This is a genomic window from Leucobacter aridicollis (assembly GCF_013409595.1).
In the GTDB taxonomy this organism is placed as follows: domain Bacteria; phylum Actinomycetota; class Actinomycetes; order Actinomycetales; family Microbacteriaceae; genus Leucobacter; species Leucobacter aridicollis.
The window spans coordinates 3,216,752-3,242,810 of record NZ_JACCBD010000001.1 but is presented as its reverse complement, the minus strand read 5'-3'; the positions used below and the strand labels follow the sequence as shown (position 1 = coordinate 3,242,810).

General features: G+C 67.2%; 20 protein-coding genes. 14 read left to right on the top strand and 6 right to left on the bottom strand.

All coding sequences use genetic code 11. From position 1 onward, the window contains the following. Positions 1-133 precede the first annotated feature (133 nt). Positions 134-490, bottom strand: a complete 357-nt coding sequence (locus BJ960_RS14950; RefSeq protein ID WP_185987865.1) for a RidA family protein — start codon at positions 488-490, stop codon at positions 134-136. A gap of 147 nt (positions 491-637) precedes the next feature. On the opposite strand from BJ960_RS14950, the gene BJ960_RS14945 reads away from it, so the two are divergent. The 12 genes from BJ960_RS14945 (at position 638) to BJ960_RS14890 (ending at position 17,560) form a co-directional block, all read left to right on the top strand. After that, positions 638-2,680 (top strand): hydantoinase/oxoprolinase family protein, encoded by a 2,043-nt coding sequence (locus BJ960_RS14945; RefSeq protein WP_237463430.1) that lies wholly within the window; start codon positions 638-640, stop codon positions 2,678-2,680. A gap of 14 nt (positions 2,681-2,694) precedes the next feature. Then, positions 2,695-4,392: a hydantoinase B/oxoprolinase family protein gene (locus BJ960_RS14940; protein WP_185987864.1), complete on the top strand. Its 1,698-nt coding sequence runs from the start codon at positions 2,695-2,697 to the stop codon at positions 4,390-4,392. A 46-nt stretch (positions 4,393-4,438) separates the two neighbouring features. Next, positions 4,439-5,449 (top strand): sugar ABC transporter substrate-binding protein, encoded by a 1,011-nt coding sequence (locus tag BJ960_RS14935; RefSeq protein ID WP_237463431.1) that lies wholly within the window; start codon positions 4,439-4,441, stop codon positions 5,447-5,449. 96 nt (positions 5,450-5,545) lie between these two features. After that, the gene (locus BJ960_RS14930; RefSeq protein ID WP_185987863.1) at positions 5,546-7,063 is read left to right on the top strand and encodes a sugar ABC transporter ATP-binding protein; all 1,518 of its coding nucleotides are present in this window, start codon (positions 5,546-5,548) and stop codon (positions 7,061-7,063) included. Positions 7,064-7,077: 14 nt separating this feature from the next. Beyond that, positions 7,078-8,067 (top strand): ABC transporter permease, encoded by a 990-nt coding sequence (locus BJ960_RS14925; RefSeq protein ID WP_185987862.1) that lies wholly within the window; start codon positions 7,078-7,080, stop codon positions 8,065-8,067. 80 nt (positions 8,068-8,147) lie between these two features. Then, positions 8,148-9,446 carry a hydantoinase/oxoprolinase family protein gene (locus BJ960_RS14920; RefSeq protein ID WP_185987861.1) on the top strand — a complete coding sequence of 433 codons (1,299 nt, stop codon included), beginning with the start codon at positions 8,148-8,150 and terminating at the stop codon, positions 9,444-9,446. Further along, positions 9,443-10,513, top strand: a complete 1,071-nt coding sequence (locus tag BJ960_RS14915; RefSeq protein WP_185987860.1) for a DUF917 domain-containing protein — start codon at positions 9,443-9,445, stop codon at positions 10,511-10,513. The genes BJ960_RS14920 and BJ960_RS14915 overlap by 4 nt, the downstream gene beginning before the upstream one ends. A 35-nt stretch (positions 10,514-10,548) precedes the next feature. Next, positions 10,549-12,024 carry a helix-turn-helix domain-containing protein gene (locus tag BJ960_RS14910; RefSeq protein ID WP_202229106.1) on the top strand — a complete coding sequence of 492 codons (1,476 nt, stop codon included), beginning with the start codon at positions 10,549-10,551 and terminating at the stop codon, positions 12,022-12,024. A gap of 122 nt (positions 12,025-12,146) precedes the next feature. Continuing rightward, positions 12,147-12,464: an antibiotic biosynthesis monooxygenase family protein gene (locus BJ960_RS14905; protein ID WP_185987858.1), complete on the top strand. Its 318-nt coding sequence runs from the start codon at positions 12,147-12,149 to the stop codon at positions 12,462-12,464. 39 nt (positions 12,465-12,503) lie between these two features. Beyond that, complete coding sequence (locus BJ960_RS14900; RefSeq protein WP_185987857.1) at positions 12,504-14,552, top strand: hydantoinase/oxoprolinase family protein; 2,049 nt, start codon at positions 12,504-12,506, stop codon at positions 14,550-14,552. Position 14,553: 1 nt separating this feature from the next. Next, positions 14,554-16,266 carry a hydantoinase B/oxoprolinase family protein gene (locus BJ960_RS14895; RefSeq protein WP_185987856.1) on the top strand — a complete coding sequence of 571 codons (1,713 nt, stop codon included), beginning with the start codon at positions 14,554-14,556 and terminating at the stop codon, positions 16,264-16,266. A 97-nt stretch (positions 16,267-16,363) separates the two neighbouring features. Then, the gene (locus tag BJ960_RS14890) at positions 16,364-17,560 is read left to right on the top strand and encodes a metal-dependent hydrolase family protein (protein ID WP_185987855.1); all 1,197 of its coding nucleotides are present in this window, start codon (positions 16,364-16,366) and stop codon (positions 17,558-17,560) included. Between the two features lie 20 nt (positions 17,561-17,580). On the opposite strand, the gene BJ960_RS14885 is transcribed toward BJ960_RS14890, so the two are convergent. Beyond that, complete coding sequence (locus tag BJ960_RS14885) at positions 17,581-18,942, bottom strand: M17 family metallopeptidase (protein ID WP_185987854.1); 1,362 nt, start codon at positions 18,940-18,942, stop codon at positions 17,581-17,583. A 101-nt stretch (positions 18,943-19,043) separates the two neighbouring features. Then, entirely contained in the window at positions 19,044-19,757 is a 714-nt protein-coding gene (locus BJ960_RS14880; RefSeq protein WP_185987853.1) for a GntR family transcriptional regulator, read from the bottom strand. 259 nt (positions 19,758-20,016) lie between these two features. Between BJ960_RS14880 and BJ960_RS14875 the strand changes: the two genes are divergently transcribed. Both BJ960_RS14875 and BJ960_RS14870 read left to right on the top strand, forming a co-directional pair. Continuing rightward, positions 20,017-21,312, top strand: coding sequence for an MFS transporter (locus BJ960_RS14875; RefSeq protein ID WP_185987852.1), 1,296 nt, complete (start codon positions 20,017-20,019; stop codon positions 21,310-21,312). A gap of 77 nt (positions 21,313-21,389) precedes the next feature. Beyond that, positions 21,390-22,490, top strand: a complete 1,101-nt coding sequence (locus BJ960_RS14870) for a mandelate racemase/muconate lactonizing enzyme family protein (protein ID WP_185987851.1) — start codon at positions 21,390-21,392, stop codon at positions 22,488-22,490. A 63-nt stretch (positions 22,491-22,553) separates the two neighbouring features. Here BJ960_RS14870 and BJ960_RS14865 read toward each other — a convergent pair whose 3' ends face one another. The 3 genes from BJ960_RS14865 to putP all read right to left on the bottom strand — a co-directional run bounded on the left by BJ960_RS14865 (position 22,554) and on the right by putP (position 25,979). Next, the gene (locus BJ960_RS14865) at positions 22,554-23,234 is read right to left on the bottom strand and encodes a GntR family transcriptional regulator (RefSeq protein ID WP_185988331.1); all 681 of its coding nucleotides are present in this window, start codon (positions 23,232-23,234) and stop codon (positions 22,554-22,556) included. 127 nt (positions 23,235-23,361) lie between these two features. After that, on the bottom strand, positions 23,362-24,399 hold the full coding sequence (locus BJ960_RS14860) for a proline racemase family protein (protein ID WP_185987850.1): 1,038 nt from the start codon (positions 24,397-24,399) through the stop codon (positions 23,362-23,364). Between the two features lie 77 nt (positions 24,400-24,476). Beyond that, positions 24,477-25,979, bottom strand: coding sequence for a sodium/proline symporter PutP (gene putP, locus BJ960_RS14855; RefSeq protein WP_121076483.1), 1,503 nt, complete (start codon positions 25,977-25,979; stop codon positions 24,477-24,479). Positions 25,980-26,059: the final 80 nt, after the last annotated feature.

Sequence of the window (26,059 nt, the reverse complement as noted above, 5' to 3'; positions counted from 1 at the left end):
GAAAGCCAGCTAGAGCGGACTGTTGAGGTTCGAGGCATGGCGCGCGAGCCGCTGCGAGATCCCGGGTCAGGAACGACGTCGGCCCGCTCGAGGGTTCCCTCACTCACCAACGCGGCCGCCTCTTGCCGTATCGCTACGCGCTCTCGACCTCGGCAATGCCGACGATCTCGAAGCGGAAATTCTGTACGAGTGCGCCGCCGTGCGTAAACCGTGGGGGCACGGGCGCTGGGATGCACTCGGTATAGACGGCGTTGAATTCGTCGAAGTTCGCCATGTCGCTGAGGATGCACTGCACCTGCACGAGTGAGGCGAGGCTCGCCCCGTGCTCGACGAGCGTGCGCTCAAGGTCGGCGATCGCGGCGCGGACTTCGTCAGCGAATGCCTCCGGGCGTACACCGTCATCGGTGAGTCCGACCTTGCCCGAGGTGAAGACGATCCCGCTGGCAACGCGGGCTGAACTGTAGGTGCCGAAACTGGGCTGCTGTGTCATGCCGCCCACCGTACGTCGCTGCCGAGCGACCCCCAAGTTGCACAATGCACAATCCAGTGCTCCCCAAGGGGCACAAATGCACTCCCGCTCGACTGGGCTGTTTCGTACTCTCGCCATACCAACAGCAATGGAGCCAAGGGAGGCGTCTTGAGCAAGTTTCGCGTTTCGATGGATATCGGTGGCACGTTCACGGACATCGTGGCCTACAACGAGTCGACCAAGGAATATCACGCGACGAAAGCGTCGACCACGCCGGGGGAACTCAGCCGCGGCGTTATTGACGGCCTTGGCGCGCTCGTCTCCGACCTGTCAGAGATCGAGTTCGTGGTGCACGGCACGACGCAGGGCCTCAACGCATTCCTCGAACGTCGCGGGGTGCCGGTGCTGCTACTCGCGACCGACGGGGTCGAAGACTCGTACCACATTGCCCGAGGGCCGCGGCAGGAACTGTACAATGCGCAGTACCGGAAGCCAGAGCCACTTATCGAGCGCAAGGACGTCATCGGTATCCCCGGCCGTCTTGAGTACGACGGGGCAGAACTGACCCCGCTCGACGAGGACGCCGTGCGGGCTGCCGCTCGCCGGGCCCGCGCCGAGGGGCACGGCGCGATCGCCGTGGCTTACCTCTTCAGCTACAAGAACCCCGCGCACGAGTTGCGTACGCGCGACATCATTCGCGAGGAGCTCGGTGAAGACTTCACGGTGTCGCTGTCGCATGAGTCGGCAAAGGAGTGGCGCGAGTACGAGCGCACCTCCTCAGCCGTCGTCGAGGCCTACACCGGCCCCGTCGTGCGTGACTACCTCATCGACCTCGAGGACGAGCTCGCAGAGCGCGGCGTTGATGTGCCGCTTCACATCATGCAGTCCTCGGGCGGCATTCTCACCGCGAAGTCGGCGCGCGAGCGGCCGCTGCAGACGCTGCTCTCGGGGCCGGTTGGCGGCGCAATTGGCGGCGAGAAGCTCACCGACGTGCTCGCGACGAAGAACCTCATCGGGGTCGACATGGGCGGCACCTCCTTCGACGTCTCGCTCGTCGTCAACGGCGAACCCGACGTCTCTACGGAGGCGGAGCTCGAGGGGCTGCCGCTGCTCATGAGCGTCGTGAACATTCACACGATCGGCGCGGGCGGCGGCTCCGTGGCCTGGATCGAGGCCGGCGGGCTGCGGGTTGGCCCGCGCTCGGCCGGCGCGACGCCGGGGCCCGCCTGCTACGGCCGAGGGGGCACCGAACCGACGGTCACCGACGCGAACCTCGTGCTCGGCCGAGTCGATGCTGGCAACTTTGCGGGAGGCCAGATGGCGCTCGACGTCGAGGCGTCGCGCACGGCGCTCGCGACTGTCGGCGACGCGCTCGGCCTCGGGGTGACTGAGATTGCCGAGGGCATCTGCGACGTCGCCAACTCGCAAATGGCCCAGGCCATCCGCACGATCACCATCTCGCGTGGCATAGAGCCACGTGACTTCGCGCTCGTCGCGTTCGGCGGCGCAGGCCCGATGCACGCAGTCTTCCTCGCGAAAGAACTCGGTATCGCCGAGACCATCGTCCCCCGCTTCCCCGGCGCCTTCTCGGCCTGGGGCATGCTGCAGGGCAACGTGCGCAAGGACTTCACCGAGCCCTACTTCTTCCTCGACGAAGATCTTGACACCGCCGACATGAGCCGTGTGCTGAGCGAGATCGAACGGGACGCCCTTGCGGGCCTGGCAGACGAGGGGATCCCGGCTGACCGCCGCTTCTCTGAGCACTCGGTCGACGTGCGGTATCAGATGCAGGAGTTCTTCCTTTCGGTACCGCTCACCTCCGCGACTGAGCCGCTTGAGGATGGCTTCATCGACAGACTCGGAGAACGGTTCGCCGCGCAGTACGAGGAGCGTTACGGCCACGCGAATCTCGGAGCGCCGATTGAGGTTGTGACGCTCCGCACCCGCGTGACGGGGGAGCTCGACAGCTCAGACTCGCTGCAGATCGCCGAGGCGACGACGCAGGAGTTTCCGCACGAAATTCGCCGGGTCGTCTTCGAACAGCGCGAGTGGGACACGATCGTCGTCGACCGCTCAGCGCTCGGGGCGGGACATACCTTCGAAGGCCCCGCGGTCGTCGTAGAAGCGACCGCGACGACCGTCGTGCCGCCCCGCTTTTCCGTCACCGTGGAGCCGCACGGTGCCCTCACAATCCGCAACCTCGAGGTCTAAAGGGGGACTGACAGATGCAGCACACATCCACCGCGACGCGGATCGATCCGGTCACCGTCGAAATCATCCGCAACGCTTTCACGAGCGCAGCGAACGACATGAACGCAACGCTCATCCGCTCGGCCTATTCGCCGATTCTCTACGAGGGCGGCGACTGCGTCGTTGCGCTCCTCGACACTGAACACCAGGTGCTCGGCCAGTCGGCCGGCCTACCGCTCTTCCTCGGAAACCTCGAGACCTGCTCGATTGCGGTCGAACAGCTGTACGGCAGGGAAGTCTGGAAGGAGGGCGACGTCTGGATTTTGAACGACTCCTACCTCGGCGGCACCCACCTGAACGACGTCACGATCTTCGCTCCAGTCTTCGTTGACGCGGGCCTCGTCGGTTTCGCCGCGACTCGTGCCCACTGGATGGACATGGGGTCCAAAGACGTTGGCGGCTCGATGGACTCGGTCGACATCTTCCAAGAGGGCTTCCGAATGGGACCCGTCAGGCTGCAAGAGAGGGGCGTCGACACCCACGTCGTCGACCTCATCAAAACCAATGTGCGCTTCCCATACCAGACCATCGGCGACATGAACGCGATGATCGCGGCCCTGCGCATGGGGTCAATTCGCATGCAGGAGCTCGTCGGACGCTACGGGCTGGAGACCGTTGAGCAGGCGCGCGACGAGATCTTTCGGCAGACGGAGGAGCTTGAGCGCGAGGTCGTGCAGGCAATCCCTGACGGGGTGTACGAGGCGGAGGGCGTGCTCGACAACGACGGAATCGAGCTCGACCGCACCATCCCGATCAAGCTTCGCGTGACTGTCGAGGGCGGCACAATTGACTTCGATGTGACGGAGTCCGCCGACCAGACGCGCGGCCCCGTGAACTGCGGCGTCGCCCAGGCGGTCTCGGCGCTGCGCGTCGGCTACAAGTTGCTCGTGAGCCCAGACAGCAACTCGAACGGCGGCTCGTTCCGCGCGATGACGACCCAGGTACGTGAGGGGTCGGTGCTCGGCGCTGTCGCGCCCGCGGCGTGCCAGTGGTACTTCTCGCACCTCGGCCTGCTCATCGACCTCGTCGCGAAGGCGCTTGCCCCGGCGATCCCGGGCCGCGTCGTCGCGGCCTCCCACGGTGACTCGATGATCATCACGACCGCGGGCTTCGACCCGCGCACCTCGCGCAACTGGGTGACGATGGAGGCAACGCTCGGCGGTTGGGGCGCATGGCAGGGGTCGGACGGCGAGTCAGCGCTCATCAACAGCGTGAACGGTTCGCTGCAAGACCTCCCGATCGAGATGGTCGAGACGAAATACCCGTTCCGCATCAACGAGTACCGGATCCGGCAGGATTCGGGCGCCCCGGGCAAATGGCGCGGCGGCAACGGAGTCACCCGCACCTACGAATTTCTGACGGACTGCGTTGTCGGGCTCTGGTTCGAGCGGTCGCAGACCCCTCCGTGGGGGCTGTTCGGTGGCGGCGATGCCGCCGGACCCGAGGTCACGATCAACCCAGGCACAGACCGCGAGGTACACGCGCTGAAGGCGAACGCTCGCCCGGTGAGCCGCGGCGACGTCATTCGCCTGAGCGTGAGCGGCGGTGGCGGCTTCGGCGACCCCGCTGAGCGAGATCCGGCCGCGGTGCGCTACGACATCGAGAACGGCTTTATCTCGGAGGCGCACGCAGCCGAGTACTACGGCGCTGTGCCAAGCAACCCCAGTGCCTAGCGCGCCACACCGCTTCACCCTGAATCACTTTCGAAAGGACACCCACATGAAAAAGAACATGCTGCTCGGCATCGCCGCCGGGCTTCTCGGTTCACTCGCCCTCGTCGGCTGCTCGCCAGCTGCGGGCGGCGGTGACGCCGCACCGAGCGACTCAGAGGCCGTGAAGGTCGGCTTCTTCGGCTTCTCTGCCGCGAACTCGTTTGCGCAGGCCGTCTACAAGGGCGTCGAGGAAACCGCCAAGGAGGCGGGCGCCGAGGCGACCTTCGTCGACGGCCAGTTTGACGGTCAGCTGCAGGCGCAGCAGATCAATGACTCCGTGACTTCGAAGCGCTACGACGTCATCATCATCCAGGCGAACGACAACCTTGCGGTGCAGGAGCCGCTGCAGAAGGCCGTCGACGCGGGCATCACCGTTGTGATCGAGTTCACCCCCGTTGGCCCGCAACTCGACACGACCGAGCCCCAGGTCGAGGGCGCGATCAGCATCGTCGACCCGCCGGTCGGCAACGGCGAAGCCCTCGCGCAGATGGCGACCGAAGCGTGCGCCGAGGTCGGTGACATGTGCAAGGTCGCCTACATGGAGGGCAACCCCGCGCTCCCCCTCGACAACGCGCGCACGCAGGCGGTGCTCGCCGGCCTGAAGAAGACCCCGGACATCACCGCCCTCCCGACCGTGACCGGTGGCTACTCGCAGGATGAGGGGCGCGCGGCGTTCCAGGACATCACGCAGGCGAACCCCGATGTCAATGTCGTGATCGGGTCGACGCAGGCGGTCGCCGGCGCTGCGCTTGTCGCTGGCGCTGACTCAAAGGTCAAGTTCATTGGTAACGGGAGCCCCGAGTCTGCCGTGCAGAAGGTCCGCAGCGGTGAGTGGTTTGGCATTTGGGCGCTCGATGTCGTCGAGAACGGCCGCGTTGCGGCTGACCTCGGGATCAAGCACGCGAAGGGCGAGACTGTCGAGACCGCGATCGACGAGGCCTCGCTCGCGCCGAATGAGGGTATCGGTACGGAGCAGGCGCTCAACGACGCCGATTTCGTTTCCGGCTACGACGAGTAACAGGCGCTCATGCGGGTGGGCGGTACACGCTCACCCGCATCGGTGATTCTTCGCGCGGGGGCGCGCACACGCATACACACAGGGAGGTGGTCGGTGATGAACAACGCCGATTCGCGACACACGGCGACGGGCGACTCCGCGCCGCGCATCACGCTCGAGGACGTTGGGAAAAGCTACGGCGGCACCTCCGTGCTGCGTGGGATCACGCTGAACGTCGAGCCCGGGGAGATCCACGGGCTCCTCGGCGAGAACGGCGCTGGAAAGTCAACGCTGCTGAAGATTCTCGGCGGGGCGATCTCGGCCGACGCGGGAACGGTTCTCTTCGACGAACGCCCCGCGAAACTCGGCAGTCCGCGCGCCGCGATCGACCACGGGATCTCGCTGATCGCGCAAGAGCTCGCGCTCGTGCCGGCCCGGTCGGTTCTTGAGAACGTCTACCTGGGGAGGTGGGCGAACGCAGCGGGGATCGTGAGGCCAGCGCAGGATCGCGCCAGGCTTGAACGACTCATCGCCGAGAGCGGGTTCGACCTTGACCTCGACGCCCCCGTCTCGAGCCTCGCGCTCGGGCAGGCGCAGCAGGTCGAGATCTTGAAAGCGCTCGCCCGTGGCTCGAAGGTGATTTGCTTCGACGAGCCAACGGCGGCGCTTGGCGAAGCGGACACCGAGAACCTCCTCGCGGTGATCCGCAGGCTCGCCGCGAACGGCACGACCATCATTATCGTGTCGCACTTCCTTGAGGAGATCCTCGGACTCGCCGACCGCATCACGGTGCTGCGTGACGGCAACCAGATCATTACCGACGACGCTGCTGGCTACGACTCGGACGGGCTTGTTCATCTCATGGTTGGGCGTCAGGTCGAGGCGCTCGCCCGATCACCGCGCCCCGTTGCCGAAAATGCGCCGGTCGTGATCACCGCCACGGGACTGAGCAACGCCTCGATCTCCGAAATTTCCTTCGAGGTCCGACGGGGCGAGGTACTCGGCCTCGTCGGGCTCATGGGAAGCGGGCGTTCAGAGACCCTCAACGCAGTCTTCGGCAGCGATCGAGTGACGTCTGGCGAGGTCTGGGTACACGGGCGCCGCGTGCGACGAAACTCGGTGCGCCACGCGATTCGGGGAGGCCTCGCGCTCGTCCCCGAGTCGCGCAAGGACCAGGGCCTCGTGCTTGGCCGTTCGGCCGCCGAGAACGTCGCGCTCCCTTCCCTGCGGCGGCGCCAGATCGGTGGCTTCGTACAGCTCGGGGCCGAGCACCGCGTCGTCGACGACGCCGTCGAGCGGGTCGACATTCGCGGCAAGGTGCGCCACGTTCCCGTCGGCGCTCTCTCGGGTGGCAACCAGCAGAAGGCGCTGTTCGCGAAGTGGCTCATCGACCCGCCGGAGGTGTTCCTCATCGACGAGCCGACGCGCGGCGTCGACATCGCGGCGAAAGCCAACATCCACAACCTCATCCTCGAACTCGCCGAGCGCGGAACCGCCGTTGTCGTCGCGAGTTCCGAGCTCGAAGAGGTGCTCTCGATTTCCCACCGGCTGGCGGTGATGCGGCAGGGGCGCATCGTCGCCGAGTACGACCGGTCTGTTTCGCCCGACGTGGTCATGGCGACCGCATTCCACTAGGAGACTCACGCATCATGAAGACAGAGACCATCGCGGTTGATTCCGCAGCGCCGAGGCGGCGCTTCCGCATTGATTTCAAGGACTATGGCGTGCTTATCGGGCTGCTCGTCCTCGTCATCTTCCTGTCAGTATCAACCGACACCTTCCTCACGCAGCAGAACCTTGTGAACCTGTTCGACCAGGCCGTTGTGATCGGGCTCATCGCGATCGGCGCGACGCTCTGCATCATCAGCGGTGTCTTCGACCTCTCCGCGAGCGCAAACCTCGCGCTCTCCGCAATCATCGGGGTGTACCTCACCCAGACGTTCGGAGTCGGTGTCGGTTTTGTGCTCGCGCTCGCCGTCGGCGCAGCGCTCGGCGCGGTGACGGGCACGCTGATCGTTGCCACTCGCGTGCACTCGTTCATTGGCTCGCTGGCGATGAGCATCATCTACCGCGGTCTCGCGGTCGTGCTCACTGCGGGAGCGATCGTCGCGCCACTCAGCGAGCAGCTCGAGGGCTTCCGGGTGTGGACGAAGTCGCTGTTTGGCGGCATTTCCGCTGCGACGGTGCTGCTACTCGTCGGCCTCGTGGTGTTCGGCCTCGTACTCTGGGGCACCACCTACGGCCGGCGCATCTACGCCGTTGGTGGGAACCCCGAGGCGGCGCGGCTGAGCGGCGTGCGCACCGAGCTGATCCACATCTCCGTGTTCGCGATCAGTGGCCTGTGCAGCGCAGCAGCGGGTATGGTGCTCGCCTCCCGCGCCGGCTCTGCGCAGCCCGCGATGGCAACCGGCCTCGAACTGACAGCGATCGCCGCGGTCGTCATTGGCGGCACGAGCATCATGGGCGGCGCGGGCGCCGTGTGGCGCACCGCCGTCGGCGTCCTCATCCTCACGGTCATCGCGAACGGCTTCAACCTCATGGGCTGGGACACGACCTATCAGCAGGTGGTGACGGGAGCCCTGATTCTTATCGCTGTCGCGGCCGACAGCCTGCTCATCCAGCGCTTGCGTAAACGCTAGTTCCGTGGGCGGGGCCCGTGCGTCCCGCCCACCCAGACCCGCTTGGCGGGTTGTAGTGTTCTACCAAGCAGAGGAGGGTCATGCGGATTGGCGTGCGCATTACGAACGAGCGCGTCGTCGGCGTGAGCGTCACCGACGCAGGCATCCGAGAGGAGTGCTGTGAAAAGACGGCGCCCGGTGCCGCGTTCGACACGGCCCTCGACGCCGTCCTTGCCGGCCTGAGCGCGGGCGCGGCCGACAGGCTCGCCGTGTCCATTACCTTCGACGTGAGCGGGCTCTTCGCTGAAGAGGGGGACCGCGATGTCACCGCCGTGCGCATCGCGCCGAGGCCACCGATGGATGACGCCCACCTGTTCAGCGGGGAGAGCGTCGCAAAACGTCTCGCGAACGTCGTGCACGTTTCCGGCGGCCACGCGAACTCCGGCGACGCGCTTGTTGCTTTTGACGAGCGCGGGCTCCGACGCGAGCTCGAACGGCTCCCCGCGGGTGGGCGCTACGTCGTCACGAGCGTCGGCGCAGCCGTGAACCCTGCACACGAACTTGAGGCGGGCCGGATCCTGCTTGAGCACGCCGACCCCGCGAGCGTCGTCTACTCCCACTCCTTCCACAACACCTCATTCTCAATCAGGGAGCGCACCGGGGTGCTGAATGCCTCCTACCTCGCCCACGCGGGCGCGATCGCGACGGCGCTCGCGACGGTCGTGAGCCAGCGGGTGCCCGGCGCACGCTTGTTCGTGATGACGAACGACGGCGGGGCCACGCCACTCGCCGGGCTCTCACTCAAACCCGTGCACTCGCTCTACGCCGGCGCCGCGGCCGAGTTCGTTGGCGTCGCCGCGCTCGCGGGGCTCGACGATGGCCGTATGGTGATCCGTCGCGACGGCGACAACCGGTTCGGTGAGGTCGTGAGCGGTGCCCCGACGGTCGTCGCCCGCTCCCGCGACGACAGCGGCGAACTCCTCGCGACCAGAACCGTGCACCTGGCTCCGCTCGCTGACAGCGCGATCGGCGATTGGATGGGCGAGCCGCTTGAGGTGTGTGTCGGCGCGGGCGGCGCCGTTGAGATCGGCGGTGCGGGCGGCGCCGAACTGTCTGCGCCCAACCTCGGGGCGCTCGGCGCGGCCTGCTCGCAGCTCGTCGAGTGGTTCGAATCGCCCGTGCTCATCAACAGCCCGGCGGAGAAGGACCAGGCACTCGCGAACGCCGAGGCGAAAGTGCGTGCGCGGCTTGTCTCGTACGGTGCGCGCCCGTCGCAGGTTCGGATTCTCGACTCTCGAGTTGTGGGCACCTCCTACCAGGATGCGAACGTCGTCACGGTGCGCGTGCGTGGCGTCGGCGGCCCGACCCCGAGCCTGGCGCTCGCGGGGGTCGCCCGATGAAGACTCTGGACGAGCGCGAGATTCAGGATCTCTATACGGGGTCGGTGTTCGCGGCCTGCATGATCGATCCCGACTGGGCGCGCGAGCAGGCCGATAGGCTGCTCGCGCTGTTCACCGAGACCGACGCGCGGCCGATGCTTTGTGAACCGGCCGAACTCGACCCAGAGGGGCTTGTTGTTGCGGTCGGGTTCGTGAGCAACGGGCTTCCGCCGGCCGAGCTGCGCCCCGTCGGCGATGAGTTCGTGCGCTGCCTGCAGCTCATCGAACGCGAGCTCGGCCGCCCCGTTGTCGGCGTCATGCCTCTCGCAGCCGCGGGTGTGAACGCGATGGTGCCGCCGCTCGTCGCGCTGCAGGCAGGCCTACCCCTCGTCGACGCCGACCCGATGGGGCGCGTGTTCCCGCTCGTGAGCCAAACGGTCTTCACCGTTGCGGGGCTCCCCGCCGGGCCCGTCGCGGCCGCGGGCGCCACGGGTGAGGCCGCCGTCGTGCAGGTGGAGGAACCCGTGCGCGTCGACAGGGTGCTTCGCGCACTCGCTGGGGTCTATGGGGGCTGGGCGGCAACGGCGAGCTACCCCATGACGGGTGCGACGCTCGCCGCGGCCGGGGTCCAGGGGAGCACGACCAGACTGTTGCGGATCGGGGGAATCTTGAACGCCGACACTTCGATCAGGGAGAAGTACGATGCGCTCGGCCGGATGGACGGCATGAAGCTGCGTGTGCGCGCCCGCGTGAGCGGTGTTGCCTGGACGGCGAGCGCGACGCAACCCGGCCAGACCGCGCGCCCGTCGAGCGTCACGCTCGTGGGTGAACCGAACGGCAGAATCGTGCAGCTCGAGATCCAAGACGAGGTGCTCTTGCTCATGGTCGACGGCGTCGTCCGCGCTGCCGTCCCTGACATCATCACGATCCTCGACGCCCGTGACGGCACGCCGGCGACCCTTGAAGATCTGTGGGCGGGAAACACGATCGACATTTTGGTGATGACGGCCGACGCGGCCTGGTACTCGCCGGCGGGTATGAAGCTCGCCGGCCCCACCGCGTTCGCGGCGCTGGGGGTGCAGCAGTGATGGGGTGGGGGTCGCGCGGCAGCTACGCGGTTGAGTTGAAGGACCTCACCGAGTCTCGTCTCGCGAGCGACATCAGCGTGCGCTTTCAGCCGGACGCGCCGACCAGGGTGCAGGAGCTTGCGCTCATCAGCGACATCGAAGAGATCACCGCGGTGGGGCCCGATACCGTCGTGCTCCTCAGCAACGCCGTCTCGACGGGCGGGTGGATGGTGTCGGCAGCGCTGCGCTACGCATGGGAGCGGCGAGCGTGCGCCGTGCTCGCCCCCGATCACGCCGTCACCGACGCCACGGTCGAGCTCGCCAGGCGGCTCAATGTCGCCCTGCTCACGAGCCGGCGCGACATTACCCAGCTTGGCCTCGACATCGCGATCCAGCTTGGGATCGCGCGGGCAGGCGTTGTCGCGCGCATTCAAGCCTTCTCGGAGCACATCTCGCAGGCGGCTTCGCTGAGCGAGCTCGCATCACTTATCTCCCGCGAGTTCGGTGGCAGCAAGGTGCAGGTGCGGGTCTCGGGCGCGGTCACGGTCGACCGTGAGGAGGTACCGCAGCCCTCCGACGGTACACGCGCCGACGACGGCGAGATTGAAACGCTGTCGGTTGATGTCTCTCATGGCACCGCAGACATCGAGCTCGTGCTGATCGGCACCGGCGGGCACACGCGCGACTACGCTGAGCAGACACTGCGAGCGGCTGCACCGGTGCTGCGGGCGTTGCTGCACGAGTCGCGGCTCACCGCGATCCTCGACTCGCTACCCGTCATGTCGATCGCGTCACTCATCGGGTCAGCGGCTGCGGGGCAACTCGACGAGCCCGCGCTCGCCTTGGTGCTGCGCGAAGACCACATTGTGGCCGACCGCTACCGGTGCGTGTGCATTCTCGTCGCAGATCGAGAGAGCGCTGGGGCGGCGGTGCACCAGGTTTGGCAGCAGGCGCTGCCCGACGTACCGCTTATCGCTATCGCCGACGGTTGGCTCGCGTTTGTCCCCGCGGGGGAGCGGGGCGCCCGGCCCGATAGCGTCGCGGAAATCCGGCGCGGCTTCGGAGCTGTCCGTCTGCTCGGCGCGAGCATCGGTGCCTCAGCTGAGCGCGCGGGACACGGGGAGCTGCTTGACGGCGTGCGAGAGGCATGGCTCGCCGCGCGCATTGCCGGCCCGAGCGGTGTGAATGGAGTGGCCGAAGCAATCGGTGCCGAGGTACTCGAGTTCTCCGAGATCCCGGCCCGGCTCCTCGACCGCCTCGTTCCCACCGAGCTCGCCGGGCGGCTGGCAGGGAGACTCTTCCCAGACCTCATTGCCGATCCGGCCGCACACGAGATCGTCGAGGCCGTCGTGACCTATCTCGGCGCGCGCGGCTCGGTGTCGGGTGCTGCCGAGCTTCTCGGCGTGCACCGCAACACGATTCAGACGCGCATCAGGCGGGCTGAAGACCTGGGCGTGCCGCTCGGGGACCCAGCCGCGGTCCTTTCAACGCACATGTTGCTCGCCAGCCTGTTGCGATCGCTGCCACGGTAGCCCTTCCAACACGAATGGCTCCAGCCGCTGTGCAAAGTGCATAGGGGATGGCGAATCGGCGGAAGTACGCTCGCACGTGCGGGCAGTCACCCGCGTTTCGCACTCAAAGAGGAGCCCCGCACATGTTCCGTTCCGTACTCACGCTGCGCACGACGCCCGAGAAAGCAGAGCGCATTCTCGAGCTCTATCGCCGCGAGCTCATCCTGCAGGAATCTCTCGACCTCACGAGGCAGCTGTCATCCGACATTGCGCTCGCCGCAGACGGGTCGGGCGAGATCATCGTGAGCGCGGAGTGGCCCGACGAGCAGGGCTATCAGGAGTGGCTGGACCACCCGCAGCGCTCGCGCACCGCCCCGGAGCTCCAGAAGCTGCTCGAAGGCGCTGAGATCGGGGTCGGACGCCTGTTCCGCGTCGACCACCGCGTTGAGCGCGCCTCGTAGCCGTACCGAAACGTTCACACTCACAAAGGAGTACACCGCATGACGCACAATGTTCGCGTTGCAATCGACGTTGGAGGAACCTTTACCGACGTCGTCAAGCTCGTCCCGGAAACCGGCGAGCTCAGGTTTGAGAAGGTTCCGACCACGCCCCACGCTCCGGCTGAGGGCGTGCTCGCCGCGTTCGACAAGGCCGAGGCAAACCTCTCCGAGGTCGCGATGTTCAACCACGGTTCTACGCTCGGACTGAACGCGCTGCTCACGCGCACCGGGGCGCGGATCGCGACGATCGCGACCCGCGGCTTCCGCGACGTCTATCTGCTCGGTCGCACCAACCGTGTGCCCATGTATGACATCAGCTACCGGAAGCCCGCACCGCTGCTCGAGCGCTGCGATACCTTCGAGGTGACCGAGAGAAGCCTGTTTGACGGCAGCGTCGCGGTCACCCTCGACGAGGCAGAGGCGCGCGAGCTCGCCCGCGAAATCGCGCGGCGCGGCTATGCGGCTGTCGCGGTTGCCTTCTTGCACTCCTACGTGAACCCGGCCCACGAGCTGCGCATGCGCGAGATTCTCGCCGAAGAGGCGCCCGGCGTGCAGGTCACAATCTCGCACGAACTGTCGCGCGAGTACCGCGAGTACGAGCGCACCAGCACCGCGGTGCTCGACGCCTACATCAAGCCGATCATGCACAACTACCTCCGCACGCTCGAGGGCGAGCTCGCTGATCGCGGTTTCGACGGCAAGTTCCTGATGTCGCGCTCCGGCGGCGGTGCCATGACGGCATCGACGGCGCGCGAACAGCCCGTGAACCTCATCCTTTCTGGCCCGGCGGGCGGAGTCGTCGGCGCGGCGGGCTTCTCAAAGCTCATCGACAGGCCGAACCTCATCACGATCGACATGGGTGGTACCAGCCTTGACGCCTCGCTCGTGCTCGACGGCGAGCCCGTGCTGTACCACGGCGCTGAGTTCGAGAGCCTACCCATCAACACACCGTCGCTCTACATCCACACGATCGGCGCGGGTGGTGGCTCACTCGGATACCTCGATGAGGCTGGCGGGCTTCAGGTCGGCCCGAAGAGCGCGGGTGCGATGCCCGGGCCCGCGGCCTATGGCCGCGGCGGCACCGAGCCAACGTTTACTGATGCCGCGCTCGCTGTCGGCTACCTGGGAACCGACACTCCACTCGGCGGCGAGCTCACGCTCGACCGTGAGAAGTCGCTCGCGGCCCTCACCCCGATCGCCGAGGCGATGGGCATCAGCGTGACCGAGCTTGCGCGTGGCATGATCCGCATCTCGAACACGAAGATCATGGGTGCTGTGCGCGCGATCTCGATCGAGCTGGGCCACGACCCGAAAGACTTCTCGCTGCTCTCATTCGGTGGTGGCGGTGGGCTCGTCGCGGTCGACGTGGCCCGCGAGCTTGGTATCCCCGAGGTCATCGTGCCGCCGGGACAGGGCGCGTTCTCCGCGCTCGGCATGCTCATGGCAGATGTGCAGCACAACCTGTCGCGCACCTGCGTCGAGCCGCTCGACTCGCTCGACCCCGCTCGCGCCGAAGCGCTCTTCGCTGACATGGAAGAAGAGGCGGCAGGCATGCTCGCGGACGAGGGCTTTGCTCCCGACGCACGGGTGTTCCACCGCTCCGTAAACGTGCGATACCTCGGCCAAGAGCACGCCGTCTCCGTCGAGTTGCCTGACAGGATCGGCGACCCCCGCGCCGAGATCGCGGCGCAGTTTAACGAGCTTCACGAACGCCAGTACGGGCACGTCATGGACGACCCGATTGAGGTCACAACACTCCGTCTCGTCGCGGTCGGCGTGGTCGACAAGCCGGCGCTCCCGAAGCTCCCGGCGCGCGCCTCGGGTGAGAGCTACCCGGGCGGCATCCGCTCCGTCGTGCTCCCGGGCGACGAGGCCGCAGAGTACGCACTCGTTGCGCGAGAGGCGCTGCTTTCCGGCGACGTCGTCGACGGCCCGGCAGTCATCACAGAGCACACCGCAACCACCGTGCTGCACGCGGGCGACCGCCTCGTGGTCGGGGAGTACGGCGAGCTCAACATTCGTATCCAGCACTCGGAGAAGGGCGCCTGACATGGTAGACGCAATCACGACTGAGATCATTCGGCACGGCCTGCTCGCCGCGGCTGAAGAGATCGCACGCAACCTCTGCCGCACGGCCTACAACACCGTGGTGTACGAGGTGCACGACTACGGCATTGGGCTCCACGACGCCAACGGCGACGTTGTCGCCGATACCCCCGGCGTCGCGGTCTTTACCCGGGGTAACGACGCGGGAGTGAAGCACGCGATCAACTTCCTCGGCAAGGATGCGATGGAGCCGGGTGACGTCTTCATCATCAACTACCCGTACTGGTCGAGCGCCCACGCGCTCGACCCCCTGGTGTTCGCGCCGATTCACTTCGAAGACGAGCTGATCGGCTTCGCGACCTGCCGCGTCCACGTCACCGACCTGAACCAGAAGGACCCTGGCTATGTGATGGACTCGACCGACCTCGCGCAGGAGGGGCTCATGCTCCCGGCCTCGAAGCTGTACCGCCGCGGGGTGCGCAACGAGGATGTCTTCAACATCATCAAGTTCAACAGCCGCCGCCCGCGGCACACCGTCGGCGACATTCAGTCGCAGGTTTCGGCGTGCTTCACCGGTGTCAAGCGCACCCAGGAGCTCGCTGAAAAGTACGGCGCTAACACCCTCACGGAGGCGATGCGCGCGATCAACGAGCACGGCGAGAAGCTCTCGCGTCTCGCGCTCGAGAAGCTGCCGAAGGGCACCTGGACCGCGGTTGACTACGTCGACGAAGATGGCGTGGATGTCGGCCAGCTCGTGAAGCTGCAGTGCACCGTGACGATCACCGACGAAGAGATGGTCATCGACTGGACCGGCAGCGCGAAGAACGTGAAGGGGCCGGTGAATGTGCCCCTCGGGCTCACCGAGGCAGCCTCATGTCTCATCTTCAAGTCGATCACGACGCCGGACTCGCCCGTTGTCGCGGGTAACTTCGCCCCGATGCGCGTCGTCACCGAGGAAGGCTCTGTGGTGCACGCCGTGCCGCCGATGCCGACCTTTACGCTGTGGACGGGCATCCTTGCGGGTGAGGTCATCCTGAAGGCGCTTGCGCAGGGTATGCCAGACCGAATCCCTGCGTCGTCGGGCGGTGACGTGTGCGCGTTCATCGGGCTCGGTACGAACCCGCGAACCGGTGAGCTGTGGCAGGACGGCAGCAATGAGGCGGTCGGCTTCGGTGGCACCGCGACGCACGACGGCGAGGACGGGATCATGCATCTCTCGGAGCCCGGCTGCCGGAATACGCCGGTCGAGGTCTTCGAGATGCGGACCCCGCTCTTCCTCGAGCACTACGGGTATCGCCAGGACAGCGGCGGCGCTGGCAAGCACCGAGGTGGCGTCGGTATCTCGCGCTCGTACCGCTACACAGCGCCGGGCACGGGCATCATGCTCGTCTACAAGACCCAGACGAACCCGTGGAGCGTTGCGGGTGGCAACGAGGGAACGCCGAACGCCGTGATCTTGAACCCGGGCACCGAGCGCGAGGAGTGGAAGGGCGGCAGCTACAACCTCCTCGAGGCCGGCGAGGTGCTCGTGAACGCGACCGGCGGCGGTGGTGGATACGGTGATCCGCTCGAGCGCGACTTCGCGGCGATCGAGCGCGACCTGCGCAACGGTTTCGTCTCGGCTGAGGCGGCCGCGCGCGACTACATGCTCGTGCTCACCGACGAGCTTACCGTCGACGTATCGGCGACTGCCGAGCGCCGCGCAGCGCTGAGCTAACGCAGTGTCTGAGGGCCCGCTACGACTCGTGGCGGGCCCTCAGTGCATTCACCCGCGGCCGCGGGCGGATGAGGATCATCACAGAAAGGTAGGAGAGATGTTGCAGCAGGGATCATTGGTGATCACGGGTGCCCGCGTCTGGCAGGGCGTAGAGCGGGGGTTTGAGGCGCAAGACCTCATCATGACAAACGGCGTCGTGGCTGACCGCGCGACACCGGAAGCGCAGGTCATCGACGGGGCTGGGCGGTGGGTTATCCCGGGCCTTATCGATGCCCACTTTCACGCCTATGCGCTGAGCATGGACGGGCTTGAGAACGAGCGCGGCCCGTTGAGCTACGCGGCGCTCAACGCACGAAACCGGCTGGGCGGAGCGCTTGCGCGTGGATTCACGACGGTTCGCGATGTGGCCGGCGGCGACATCGGACTGCAGCGCGCAGTGGAGGCCGGGCTGCTCCCTTCGCCACGCTACCTGTTTACGGGGCCGGCGCTGAGCCAGACCGGCGGTCACGGTGACCCGCGCTCGCAGCACGTCGACGTGTGCTTCGGCCACGGTCACATGTGCGAGGTCGTTGACGGCGTCACCAACCTGCGAGTCGCCGTTCGCGAGCGGCTGCGCACGGGGGCTCACGCGATCAAGGTCATGACCTCAGGCGGTGTGTTCTCGCTCACTGACCCGGTGCGCGTGCCCCAGTACTCGGGCGAAGAGCTTCGCGCGGTTGCCGACGAGGCCCACAGGCGAGGAAGCTACGTGACGGCTCACTCGTACTCAGCGGAGTCAGTGCTGCACTCTATCGAGAATGGCGTTGACTGCATCGAGCACGGGAACCTCATCGACGCCGAGACCGTCGCCGAGATGGCGAGGCGCGGCACCGCACTCGTGCCGACGCTCGCGACGTACGATGCGATGGCACGGCGGGGCCCCGCGCTTGGGCTCAACGAGGTCTCGCTCGCGAAGAACGCCGAGGTGCTCTCGCGCGGGCGAGACGCGGCGGCACTCGCGTCCGAGGCAGGAATCACCGTTGGGTTCGGCACCGACCTCATGGGCGATATGGAGGACGAGCAGTTGTGCGGCGTCGAGCTCCAGGTCGCGGCGCTCGGTCCCGCAGCAGCGCTTGCGTCGATGACCGCAGGCAACGCTTCGATCCTGCGCGAACCGCGCGCGGGAAGCCTCGCCCCCGGGGCGTTCGGTGACGCCGTTGTGCTCACAGGCGACCCGCTTGCGGAGCCGGCCGCGCTGTGGGAGCCGGGCTCCCGCGAGCACGTCGTGCTCGGCGGCACCCTGGCCTCCCAGTAACGGCAGACGGGGTGCCGACGCTAACGCCAGCTCAGCAGGAGCTCGAGCAGCGTCCGCACCCCGTACCCCGTTGCGGCGGGCCCATCCGGTGTCGACCGGACGGCCGGGCCAGCGAAGTCGATGTGCGCGAAGGGGATCTCGCGGGGAGCGAACTCGCCGAGAAACAGAGCCGCCGTGATTGCACGCCCGGTATCGCTCAGCGGATGGTTTCGCAACTCGGCGCCGGGGGCGCTCGAGCGCAGCTGCGGCGCGTAACGTGTCGCCCACGGCATCTGCCAGAGCGCTTCGCCTGCGCCGTCTGCGGCCCGCTCGAGCCGTTCCCCAAGCTGCGCGTCGCGCGCGAAGAGGCCCGCGATCTCGGGCCCGAGTGCGACGGAGATTTGGTAGGTAAGGGTCGCGAGGCTGACGATCGCGCGGGGCGCGGCCTCGGCAAGCACCGCGATCGCGTCGGCGAGGACGACCCGGCCCTCGAAGTCCGTGTCGACGATCTCGAGTCCAACGCCAGACCGGGTGGTGACGACGTCCCCCGGCCGCACAGCGTTTGGGCCGGGAAGGTTCTCGACGAGTGGGAGCGCCGCGTAGACGGGCACCTCAGCGCCGAGTTCGCGAAGCTCAGTGAGCGCGGCAAGCACCACCGCAGCGCCCGCGCAATCGGTGTGCATCGAATACATCGCCGTGGGTGGTTTGAGTGAGAGGCCACCGGAGTCGAATGTGACGCCCTTCCCGGCGAGCGCCACGGCGTTCGGGGGCGGCGCATCGCCCGGTCCGTCTGGCCCCGCGTACCAGAGCTCGACGAGCACGGGAGGTTGCGCTGACCCCCGTCCGATCGCGGTGATGCCGCCAAAGCCTGCACGTGCGAGGCTTCCCGCCTCGGTGACGCGAATGCCAAGGCCTGCCCCGGACGCCGCTTCGCGGGCGCGGCAGGCGAAGAGCTCGGGTGTGAGCTGGCCGCCGCGAGCGTTGGTGAGCCCGATCGCGAGTTCCCGGGCACGCCAGCACGCCCGCTCGGTGCTGAGCGCTCCTTCGAACGTCTCCCCGCAGAGCTCGGGCGGAAGCGAAATAGCGATGACAGCCCTGAGGTCGGGTGACCCCGCCCCGCGTAGGAGCCCTGCGAGCAAGGGACCGAGTGTGTCTCGTGTCAGCCCGACGTCGGTGAGGTCGAGAGCGATGGGGCTGCCGCTGCTGCGGGAGGCCCGGGCGGCGAAGGATCCGGCGGCGCTGCCCCAGGCGACAAAGGCCTCGGCGCGCTCGCCGAGCCCGGGGAACGCCGGCGACGTGACCTCCCCCGGTGTGGGGCCCGGGAGCCCAAACTCACCGGCACCTGTTGCGCCCTGCGCTGCGGTTCGGGCGAGAATGCTTGACTGGGGTGCCGCGGTTGTCATGTCGTGCTCCGTTCGGGCCCGACGCTGGGCCTCGGCCCACGCTATCTTTGGTTTGGCACGCTACGGTGTGCGTGCTGACCATTGCGCTGCCGCGGAGGCGGTCAATCTGCCGAATCGCCAGCAGATTCGCCGGGCCCAGGCACCGTTGCCGCGAGATCGGGAGAGCTCCACCCGGCGTGGTGGAGGTGGCGCAGGTGCACCCGCATGAGGCGGTCGACCTCGGCGGCGTCACCCGCGAGCAGTGCGTCGAGGATTTCGGCGTGCTCGTGTGCCGAGCTCATGAGCTCGTCGCGTTCGGCGAGCGTGTGGATGCCGAACTGCCGGGTCTGGTCGCGGAGTGAGCCGATGAGGTCGGTGAGTCTGTCGTTCTCGAGCAGCGAGAGCAGGCCGAGGTGGAACGCGCGGTCGACCTCGAGGTATGCGTTCATGTCGTTCGCGCGGGCCTCGGCAAGGAGGTCGGCAACCAGGCCCTTGAACTCGTCGCTCCGCGCGTGCAGGGCGGGTGAACCCGCGAGCCGGGCCATCGATGGGATCTCGATGAGCAGTCGAAGTTCGGCGATGTTCTGCCGGTCTCGCTCGCCCAGCGACACGACGCGGTACCCGCGGTTACGCACGGGCTCCATGAGCCCCTGGCTGACGAGCTCGAGCATCGCCTCGCGCACCGGCCCGTTCGAGACGCCGAGCTCGACGGCGAGGGCTGCTGCGGAGTAGACCTGGCCGGGCTTCAGCGCACCGCGCACGAGCTGCGCTCGGATCTCGGCGAGCGCCTGCTCGCGCAGGCTTGTCGAGCGCAGGTGCCTAGGGTTGATCGCCAAGAACGCCCTCCATCGTTTCTGTGCGGGTAGGGCAACTCTAGCGACTTCGGGGGTGCGCTGGCGCGTGTCGGGAGGGGAATGCAGGCAGGAGAGATTGACTTGACGTAGTTAGTTATCGGTAATATGTTACATAGCGAAACGGGGCCGGCCACGCCCCCGGATCGCCATCGCCCGCCGCAGTGCGCCCGCAAACCCGCAGCCAGTCACGTTTCGGGGTAGTGCGAAGGGCTCGTCCTCCCCAACGAGAAAGGTGTCAGTGTTGACACGAGAAGCACAGCAATCGACGCAGCACGAGCCCGCGTACCGGCGGGCGCTCGCCGCGAGCGTGAGCGGCCAGGCCCTCGAATGGTATGACTTCGCGCTGTACGGCCTCGCCGCGGCGATCATCTTCCCGAAGATCTTCTTCCCCGACGTTGACCCGGTCATCGGCGTGCTCGCCTCGTTCGCGACCTTCGCGGTCGGCTTCGTTGCCCGGCCGATTGGCGGCTTTGTCTTCGGGCGGCTCGGTGACAAGATCGGCCGCACTCGCACGCTGATGATCACGATCATGCTCATGGGCGTCGGCACGGTGCTCATCGGCATGCTGCCGACGTACGGGCAGATCGGGCTGTTCGCGCCGCTCATGCTCGTCGTGCTGCGCCTCGTGCAGGGCATGGGCATCGGCGGTGAGTGGTCGGGCTCGGCGGTGCTCGTCGTAGAGACCGCCCCGAAGGAGCGCCGCGGCTTCCTGTCATCGCTTATCAACTCGGGCGAGTACATCGGAACGCTCATCGCGTCGGGCCTGTTCGCGCTGCTCTCGCTCGCGATGCCGGAAGACGCGTTCCACTCGTGGGGCTGGCGCATCCCGTTCTTGCTGAGCGCCGTCGGCGTGCTCATCTGCTGGCTCATCCGCCGCAAGCTCGAGGAGCCGGAGACCTTCACCGCCGCAATCGAGATCCCGACCGAGAACCCGACCCTCATGCAGTCGATCCGTTCGGAGTGGCGCCACATCCTCGGCATCATCGGCATCCGCATGTTCGAGAACGCTGGCGCGTACATCATCCTCGCCTTCGCGGTGACCTACGCCGAGGGCGTTGGGGTGCCCACGAGCACCACGACCTTCGGCGTCTCGGTCGCGTCGGTCGTCGCGATCTTCATGATCCCGATCTTCGGCAGGCTCTCCGACAAGATCGGCCGCCGCAAGGTCTACATGATCGGCGCCGTGTTCCTCATCCTGTTCTTCTGGCCCTTCTTCCTGCTGCTCGACACGACAAACGCGTTCTGGGTGTGGCTTGCCTTCGGCGTCGCGTACGGCCTCGGTATGTCGCCCATGCTGTCGGTTGAGCCCGCGTGGTTCGCCGAGCTCTTCCCGACCCGCTTCCGCTACTCGGGTACCGCGATCAGCGCGAACATCGCGACGGTGCTCGCAGGCGGCCTCGCGCCGTTCATCGCCGTCGGGCTCATGGCGCTCACGGGCAACCTCGTGCTCGTCATGGTCTACCTCGCCGTGCTCGCTGTGATCTCGCTCATTGCCGCGAGGCTCACGCCCGAGACCGTCGGCACCGAGCTCCGCTAACCCCGCGGGCTCCGCCAAACCCGCGACACCCCGCCAACTCCCTCACCCGCGAGCCCCACGAAAAGGAGCACACACACATGCAGATCACCGGCATCAGAATGTTCGGCTACGACCTCACCTACAAGCACGGCACCTACGTGATGTCGGGCGGCCGCGCGGCGGCCGCGCAGGCATCGACAGTCGTGGCGGTCGACACGGATGCCGGCCTCACGGGCTGGGGCGAGGTCTGCACGCTCGGCAGTACCTACCTCCCGGCCTTCGCGACGGGCGTGCGGGCCGGCATCGCCGAGCTCGCGCCCGCTCTGATCGGGCGCGACGCACTTGACATCCGCGGCGCGCTCACCGCGATGGACGGTGCACTGCTCGAGCAGCGCGCGGCGAAGAGCCCCGTCGACATCGCGCTCTGGGACCTGCTTGGGAAGGCGGCTGGCATGCCGGTTTCGGCGCTCACCGGCGGCATCCAGAACCCCGAGTTTCCGCTCTACGAAGCGGTGCCGCTCAAGTCGCCCGAGCAGATGGTCGCGTTCGTTGAGGCGCGCATGGCTGAGGGCATCAAACGGTTCCAGCTGAAGGTCGGCAACGAGCCCGAACTCGACGCGGCGCGCACGCGCGCGGTCGTCGCGGCCGTGCCTGACGACGTCGTCGTGATCGCCGACTCGAACGGCGGCTGGGACGTGCACGACGCGATCAAGGCCGTGAAGCTCATCGGCGACATCCCCGTGTACATCGAGGAGCCCTGCCGCGGTATCGACAACAACATCCTCGTCGCGAAGCAGACGAGCCAGCAGCTCATCCTCGACGAGTGCATCATTACCCTCGACGACCTCTACCGCGCGAAGTGCGAGGCGGGCATCTCAGCGATCAACCTGAAGTACTCGCGCGTTGGTGGCTTCAGCCGCGCGCTGCAGCTGCGCGACGCGGCAGAGAGCCTGGGGCTCAAGGTGTCGATGGAGGATACGTGGGGCGGCGACATCACTTCGGCTGCCGTGAACCACCTCGCGGCGACGACCGACCCGACGAAACTGTTCAACGTCTCGTTCATGAACGACTGGACGAACGAGCACGTCGCGGGGTACGAGCCGCGATCGGTCGATGGGCGCGGCACCGCGCTCACCGGCCCGGGCCTCGGCATCACCGTCGATGAGCGCGCGCTCACGCTCCTCGCCGATTTCAACTAGCGGGATCAGAGCAGGATCCTAGCCAGCGAAGTGGCCGGCCCCTTGCGGGCCGGCCACCGTGCGTTACTCGCCGCGTGGCTCCACCGCGGCCTCAAGGTCCGGGAAGGTCCACCGGCTCCACCTGAGGTATTGGAGGTGGCCGATCATGAGGCGCTCGACGGCGTCGACATCGCCGGCAAGGAGCGCGTCGAGGATGTTGCGGTGATCCTGCGCTGAGGCTGCGAGCTCGCCGCGCACCGCGAGTTCGTAGATGCCGTATTGCCTGGTCTGGTCGCGCAGGGTGCCGATGTACTCGGTGAGACGGGGGTTGTCGAGCAGCGCGAGCAAGCCGAGGTGGAACTCCCGGTCAGCGTCGAAGAATGCCAGGATGTCTTCGGCTTTCGCGGCGGAGAAGAACTTGTCGACGATCGCCGCGAAGTCGTCGGCTCGCTCCCTCACGCGCGGAGAGCCTGCGAGTTTCATCATCGAGGGAACCTCGAGCAGCGTGCGAATCTCGGCGATGTTCTCGCGATCGCGACGGCTAATCGTGACGACGCGAAACCCTCGATTTCGCACAACCTCCATCATGCCGTCGTTGACGAGCGACAGCATGGCCTCGCGCACGGGGCCGTGCGACACCTCGAGCTCCGCGGCGATGGCCGTAGCGGAGTACACCTCGCCTGGCTTCAGCGCGCCCGACACGAGGAGGGATCGCAATTCGACGAGCGCCTGCTCCCGTAGCGTCTTTGGCGGGAACCGCAGCATCTCGATCACAGGCGTTCTTCCTCCACTCCTCGTGGCAGAAACTCTATACCGCGTAGTCCGTGACGCCGCTGGGCGAGCGCACAAATGGCCGGAGGGAACCCCTCCGGCCATCCGCGGCGATACTGGTTTAGCGCAGCGTGAACCCGGTCCCGAGGGCGTCCGCGGGGTCGAGCATGAAGCGGTGCTCGCCCGTCTGGTAGGCCGTACCGGTGACGTGGGGGACGACCGTGGCGGTGCCGTCCGCACGCTCGGCGGCGGCGCCCCAGCTCGCCGAGAATACCGTGTCCACGATGGAGCGGTGCTCAAGGGTTTCGTCCGGGCCGAGCACGCCGCTGTCCGCGAGCAGCGCGACCCGGGCGCCGGTGCCGGAGCCGCAGGGGGAGCGGTCAACCTCGCCGTCGGCGAAGACGGTGATGTTGCGCTGCCGGGGACCGCCGTCGTGGCGTCCGAGGTCGTCCCAGAGGATCGTGCCGTACACGCCCGAGAGGCGCGGATCGTCAGCGAACTGCGCCTCGGCCGACTCGTTCAGCGCCCACTTGATCTCCCGCCCGAGCGCGATGAGATCCGTGTACTGCCCTGGGGCAACCGTGAGATCGAGATCCTGCGCGCGCACCGATGCGTAGATCGCGCCCGAATAGGAGAGGTCCGCCGTCACCTCGCCGCGCGAGGTCTGCACCGAGACGCCGCGGGCGATGACGAACGACGCGACGTTCCTGAACGTCGCTCCGACGAGCTTGCCGCCGGAGCGCTCGACGAGGGCTGCGACGCGGCCGGAGGGGACGTCGATGACAACCTCTGTGATGCCGTCGGGGTCGCTCTCGACGAGCCCGGTGTCGGTCGCCCAGACGCCAAGCGCGATGGTGCCGTGCCCGCACGCCGTCGAGAAGCCGTCCTTGTGCCAGAACAGCACGCCAAACGCGGCGCCGTCGTCGTCGGGCGGCGTGATGAAGCCGCCGTACATGTCGGCGTGGCCGCGCGGCTCGTTGCAGAGCAGCGCCCGCAGGTCGTCGATCCCACCCGCGTTGTCGATCGCTGCAACGCGGCGCGCCCCGACCGTGTCCCCGGGAAGCTCGGGGAGCCCCTCGTGCACGATGCGGAACGGCTCGCCCGCCGTGTGATAGTCGGTGGTGTGGATCCAGGTCGAGGGGGACTGGGGGTGCGTCATTGCGGTCGGTCTTTCAGAGTGAGAAGGATGGGGTGCGCGGGTGGGGCGAGGTTCCGCCCCACCCGCGCGGGGGAGTGCTAGTCGGCGTTCTTGGCGCCGGGGATCACGAGACTCATGGTCGTCGTAAACTCTGTGTCGATCTCTGCGTCGTGCTTGAACGTGAACAGGCTCACGATCATCGCGGTCGCGAGGGCGAGAATGAAGCCGGGGAGCAGCTCGTAGAGCCCGGTGTCGAACGCCTTCCAAACAAAGACGGAGACCGCGCCGACGAGCATGCCCGAGAGCGCGCCCCAGTTCGTGAGCTTGCGCCAGTAGAGGCTGAGCAGCACGACCGGGCCGAACGCAGCGCCGAAGCCCGCCCACGCGAAGCTCACCAGGCCGAGGATCGAGTCGTTCGGGCTGATCGCCAGCAACGCGGCGACGACGGCGACAGCGAGCACGCCGAGGCGGCCGAGCACCACGAGGGTCTTCTCGCTAGGGGGCGTCTTGCGCATGATCCGGTAGAGGTCCTCGACGAGAGCGGAAGAGCACACGATGAGCTGGCTCGAGAGCGTGCTCATGATCGCGGCGAGCACCGCGGCGAGTACGAGTCCGGAAACGAGCGGGTGCAGCAGCACCTGTGCGAGCAGCAGCACGATGGTCTCGGGATCGCTCGGGGCGCCGCCGAACTTGTCGAAGTAGGCGATGCCGACGAGGCCCGCTGCCACGGCGCCAGCGAGCGACAGGAACTGCCAGGAGGTCGCGATGCGCCGCGCGGACTTCGCCTCGCCCGGCGTGCGGAGCGCCATGAAGCGCACGATGATGTGCGGCTGCCCGAAGTAGCCGAGCCCCCAGGCGAGGCCGGAGGCGACGACGAGCACCACGGCGCTCGTCGTCATGCTGCCGCCGCCGAAGAGCGAGAGGTTCGCGGCGCCCACGGTCTCGACGATGTCGACGGTCTCGCCCCAGCCGCCGATCGTGATGATCGCAATCACGGGCACGACGACGAGCGCGACGACCATCATGAGGCCCTGCACGACGTCGGTGAGCGACGCACCGAGGAACCCGCCGAAGAGGGTGTAGCCGAGCGTCACCGCGGTGACGAGGAGCATACCGACGAAGTAGTCGCCGCCGAATGCGCTCTCGAAGAACTTGCCACCGGCGACCATGCCAGACGACGCGTAGAGGGTGAAGAAGACCAGGATGATGACGCTCGAGATACTCCGCAGCAGGTGCGAGCGATCGCGCGTGCGGTTCTCAAAGAAGCTCGGCACGGTGATCGAGTTGCGCGAGACCTCGGAGTAGGCGCGGAGCCGTGGGGCGACAAGTCGCCAGTTGAGGTAGGAGCCGATGAGGAGGCCGACGGCGATCCACCCCTCGATGAGGCCGGTCGCGAAGATCGCGCCAGGCAGACCCATGATGAGCCAGCCGGACATGTCGGAGGCGCCTGCCGAGAGCGCGGCGACCCACGGCGGCAGACCCCGGCCCGCAAGCATGTAGCCCTCGTGGTCGCTCGTGCGCCTGAACGCGAGCCAGCCGATGAAGAGCATGGCTGCGAAGTAGATTCCGAGCGCGAGGTAGAGGAAGAACTGGTCAGACATCGGTGTCGCCTTTCCGTTGGTTGCGTTGGGGCGTAGGTGCTGGGTGTGGGTTCTTAGTGGTGTTTCGGTGGGGGAGGTCC